The sequence below is a fragment of the Mesorhizobium sp. M7A.F.Ca.CA.003.01.2.1 genome (assembly GCF_003998945.1).
Lineage (GTDB): Bacteria > Pseudomonadota > Alphaproteobacteria > Rhizobiales > Rhizobiaceae > Mesorhizobium > Mesorhizobium ciceri.
Window position 1 is genome coordinate 1 of sequence record NZ_RZRA01000438.1, and the last position, 4,592, is coordinate 4,592.

3 protein-coding genes and 2 pseudogenes are annotated in these 4,592 nt (G+C 59.1%); 2 read left to right on the forward strand and 3 right to left on the reverse strand.

All coding sequences use genetic code 11. From position 1 onward, the window contains the following. On the forward strand, positions 1–213 hold a 213-nt coding region (locus EN969_RS35550), incomplete at its 5' end, for a hypothetical protein (RefSeq protein ID WP_206525173.1). Positions 214–464: 251 nt separating this feature from the next. Here the strand turns inward: EN969_RS35550 and EN969_RS18120 are convergent. Next, positions 465–1,669 (reverse strand): annotated as a pseudogene (locus tag EN969_RS18120) (IS110 family transposase). 209 nt (positions 1,670–1,878) lie between these two features. On the opposite strand from EN969_RS18120, the gene EN969_RS36070 reads away from it, so the two are divergent. Further along, positions 1,879–2,118, forward strand: a complete 240-nt coding sequence (locus EN969_RS36070) for an IS110 family transposase (protein WP_063169335.1) — start codon at positions 1,879–1,881, stop codon at positions 2,116–2,118. A gap of 48 nt (positions 2,119–2,166) precedes the next feature. Here EN969_RS36070 and EN969_RS18130 read toward each other — a convergent pair. Beyond that, positions 2,167–2,447, reverse strand: a pseudogene (locus EN969_RS18130) (integrase core domain-containing protein); the annotation flags it as partial. Positions 2,448–2,635: 188 nt separating this feature from the next. Continuing rightward, positions 2,636–3,643, reverse strand: coding sequence for an ATP-grasp domain-containing protein (locus tag EN969_RS18135; RefSeq protein WP_063169333.1), 1,008 nt, complete (start codon positions 3,641–3,643; stop codon positions 2,636–2,638). Positions 3,644–4,592 lie beyond the last annotated feature (949 nt).

Below are 4,592 nucleotides of genomic sequence, written 5' to 3' on the forward strand. Positions count from 1 at the left end.
GTCATCCACCGACCAGTGACGCCGACCGCCGGCACCGTTGATCACCTCGAAACGCCGAAGCTGCCGCTCCGGGTCAAGCGTAAGGTCAAGTCCAGACACAAGCCGATCTCCGATCCCAATACAGGATCGGCAACCTCACAGATCGCGACCACTCCCGAAAGGTGGTCCGGAAACACCGCTCTGATGTCCGCTGTCAAGGTTTGGAACGCATGAGGTCGCCCGATCCGAGGAACGGCTGCTCATTCTGATGATCGCGCATGGGTGGGGAGGCGGAACTGAAGGACGTCGGTGATCAAGCTCTGATGCGCGGGTTGGCTACCGCATTCCCGATTGTGCGTCCGGGGCTGTTCCTATCTTACTGCGGGCGTCGGTCGATTTGCCGGCCACAAAGCGTCTGACGGGCATTCCCCTGCCGTGGTCCCGCCTCCGCCCATGCGCGATATGTGCGCCATCGCGGCGAGCGATCAGGTGACGCGCGCCTCCCTTGCGACTGCCCACATAAAGCCGACCAGTTCACGGGCGATCGCGGTGCAGACGACCGTTGTCCGTTTGCCCCGAGCGCTCAGCATGCGGTAGCGGGCTGTCAGGCGGGACTGCGCCTTCCAGGCGATCTCACGCACCTTCGGTGACGCCTGCTCCAACCGGTATAGCTTCGCCTTCCCGACCTTGGGCGGATGTCGATAGGTCCAGGCGCTCTCGACCAACATGTGGCGAACCCGACCGTTGCCTGCCTTTGTGATGCCGCCGCGCCGGACTGTCTCCCCGGTTGAGCGCTCGCCGGGGACCCGACCGAGATATCCCATGAGCTGGCGTGGGCTTTCGAACCGGCTGGCGTCGCCGACTTCGGTGACGAACGTCACGGCGACAATTAGGTCTACCCCACGCAATGTCTGAAGCGCCCACACGATCGGTGCCAGCGACCAGGCCGGGACGAACTCTTCGATCACACGCTCCAGCCGCTCGACCCGCTCTTTCGAGACGCGCACCGCCTCGACCATCTCCTGGAGTGCGATCTGATGCGCGGGATGATCGAACCTTGTTCCTGAAGCCAGCGTAGATAGCGCATCGTCCAGCTCTTCTTTCGCGGATAGCTACGGCCGTGCTTGAGCATGAATGCGCTCACCTGCTGGCGATGGACCCGCAGCGTCTCGACCGCGCCCGCCCGCGCGCGAACAAGATCCCGTATGGACTCGTGCCCTTCATCGGGAACCCACACCGCGGTCAGCTCGCCGGCGCGCAATAGTCGGGCAAGGGAAATGGCGTCTCGACGGTTCGTCTTCACCCGATCGCCGGGCTTCCTTGGTATCAATGATGGTGCAACCACGGTGCACTCGTGCCCGAGCGACCGGATCAGGCGATAAAGGCCGTACCCGGTCGGCCCAGCCTCATAGCAGAAATGCACGTAATCAAAGCGGCTGGCGATCCGGCCTATGACCCGCCGCATGCTGGTCGCCGACGCGTCGACCTCACCGAAGAACCGAACCTCTCCTTCCCGGCCTGCCTCCGCAATCGCAATAGCGTTCTTAAGCTTCGCAACATCGATTCCGACAAATGCTTCTCTATAATCCGCCACGGCTCGTCCTCCTGTGGTGAGGATCGGCTCGGCCCGTCCGAGCAACCCTCGGACGCGCAGTGTAGGGCGAGCCACCTCATCGGCAGAGGCGGACATACGGTCTTACTGTCAAGACGCTGACGACCCAGAATCGCCGGGCGCTGCTGACGGCCCTCAAGTCGCTTCAGGAAAAGGCCATCGCCATCGAGAACGACATCCGTGGCCTGTTTCGTAACTTCGGTCTCAAAGTTGGCATTGTCGACGGCCGGCAAATTCGCGGATCGCATCCGGGACCCTTCCGGTGACATTCCGGAACTCGAGACATCATGGAGACGTTGCTCACCGCCCGTCGGAAACTTTGCGAGCAGTTCACGGTGCTACACGAAAGACTGTTGTCGATCGTGAGGGGTGACACGGTTTGCAGGCGGTTGATGACCGTGCTGGGCGTCGGCCCTATCGTTGCACTGGGTTTCAACGCCACGGTCGATATTCCTGCCCCCTTCAGGAATTCGAAGGACGTGGGGCCGTATCTCGGTTTGACGCCGCGGTTACATCAATCAGGCTAGGATAATCGCGTCGGCAGGTCAGCCTAGGAAGCTTGAATGGGATTGACTTCAACACGCCGAATAGACAAGTCCAGGCATTTGGTGGAGCGGATTGAGAGTGAAGCGCTCGGGCTGGGAAGCCCATGCCTTGCAGATGAACTCGTAGGGTGAGACCTTTGAGGGCCTTCAGCCTGCGGCCGAAATTTGTAGGCCGCAACAAAGTCGGCAAGATGCCGACGCAGTTGGTCATGATCGTCGTAGTGGAAACGCTTGCCCGTCGCGTCCTTGATGGTGCGGTTCATTCGCTCGACCTAGCCGGTGGTCCAAGTATGCTTTGGCTTCGTGGTTCGAAGCACAGCGCGACGATGCGGCCCCCGAACGTGCTTGCGGGCTTCCTGGCGCCGCGACGAGCGCTTGCAGGCGCTGACGGTCGCTGGCCAAAACGGTGAAGGGGGATGCTATTGCGCATGCATCTAACTCGCACGCCAAACCGCAAAACGGAATCCCGAAATCGGACTCTTTTGATCCGATCAATCCACTATGAGACGCCGATTCCGAAATAGCGGGTGTGGGCGACATTGAGGATGCGATTGATCAAGCTTACGAAGCTGTGTCCGCCGGCCGTTGCAGCTGTGCCATAACTGGAGTGTATACCAAGGGCCGGCACCGAGTTCATCTCTAGGACAAACGGTTGGCCTGAGCGATCGATCCGGAAATCGACGCGGGCATAGTCCCGGCAGTGGCAGGCACGGAAGGTCGCAACCGAAATATCCCGTAACATCGTCTCAAGCCCGCTCTCGATTTTCGCCGGGCAAATCTTGGGCACCGCTGCGGCCGCCACGTACTTCGCATCCCAATTCATAACACGCGTTTCGCGGTCACCGAAGTCCTGCTCCACTAGAGGCAAAACTTCGGGCTCCCCGTTTCCGAGCAACGCAACGCAGATTTCCCGCCCCTCGATGTATTCCTCCACTAGCGCATCCTGAGCATGCTGCGTGACGATCACTTCGACGGCCTGCCGCAACTTAGAGTGTTCATGTATGATCTGCAATCCGAAGCTGCAGTCCTCCTCCCGCGGCTTCACTACCACTGGGAATCTCAGGTCGCCGGTGTTCTCGGTGCCGCGACGCATCACGCGAAAGTTCGGAGTCGGCACGCCCTGATCGCGGATGAGCATTTTGGTAATGACTTTGTCTCCCGTCAGCCCAATCCCGAAGGGGCTACATCCAGTGTATGGAACACCGGCCATCTCAAGCATGGCAGGAACATGAGTGTAACGCTTTTCGCCCTGAATTCCCTCCGCCAAGTTGAAGACCATTCCCGAGGGGCGACCTTGCGGATCAGGTGGCATGAACCGCTCGAGACTGGCGAGCAGTCCTTTATCGCCTTCACACACTACCGTCTCGTGGCCGCCCTCTTGAAGTGCCGCCACCACATCTTCCAACGTGCCGCTATGCGGCCAAGGCTGCGGCGGCTGCGGACAAGGCTGACCGAACCGGTTAATCACACCGTTGAAATCACTGTTCGTTACGATGGCTACTCGCATGAGCTATCTCCTTTGACGTTTGTCTGCTGTCACGAAACCAATGAAAACTGGATGGAGGCCAACCGCTATATCAACATTGACGACCTGCACGAGTACAAGAGGCTCGAAGCACCATGGCTGACCCTTTTCACAACCCCCTCCACAAACATAGGTCCACCACCCGGTTCCCTCTCCGGTTCCCGACCCTTTCCGCTGGCGGTGCTCTTTTTGCCCAAGTAGCTCGAAAGACGGCGAGTTGGGTTGCGGTACCATCAATAAAGCCTTATGCAGGGTTTATGCCAAAACAGATGATAACCGGCGGATGAGAGCGCTCCGACGCGAAATGATCGCTTCAAAAACCGTGCCAACCTCGCAAAATGCACGTCGGCCAGTGCTTTGAGTTTGATATCAAACTTACGGTCATATCAGGTACTAAACTGGCCCGCACAACCACTATGTCGCAGGCGCGACAAAATCCGACAGAGATCGTATCCCAGGGGACGAGCGGCGACCCATCCGCAGTCTTTTGACGCTCGCCGGTCCCTTACATCGAGCCCTGGCGTCCAGAATTGAAGTTGGGCGAAGGCGATCCGCATAATCGTATGCCCGGCCTGGCCGGCTTCAACGTGCGAGCGCTGCAGCAGTTTCAACAATGATGGCGAGTCGGCATAAATCTTCTTGAGAGGCTGGCGCTTAATCCCGGAACAAACGCGGCAATCAGCACTTCGCCTTGCTCATTTCGATGACGGCCATAGTGTTATTGCGCGCTTCAAAAGCTGGACAGCGATTCCGCTAATTCCCGGACAGCGTTTTCACAAAAGTCCGACAGTTCGTCGAGGTTGGTCCTCGGCAGCCTGGTTGCTGTAGGGCTGATTGATTTCGGTGTTCTCGGAGTCGGTCAAGAGGGCCGAGGCTTTTTTCTTCGGATGCTCTCGCCCTGAAGGGCGATGCGGTGTGCATTGTGCACGAG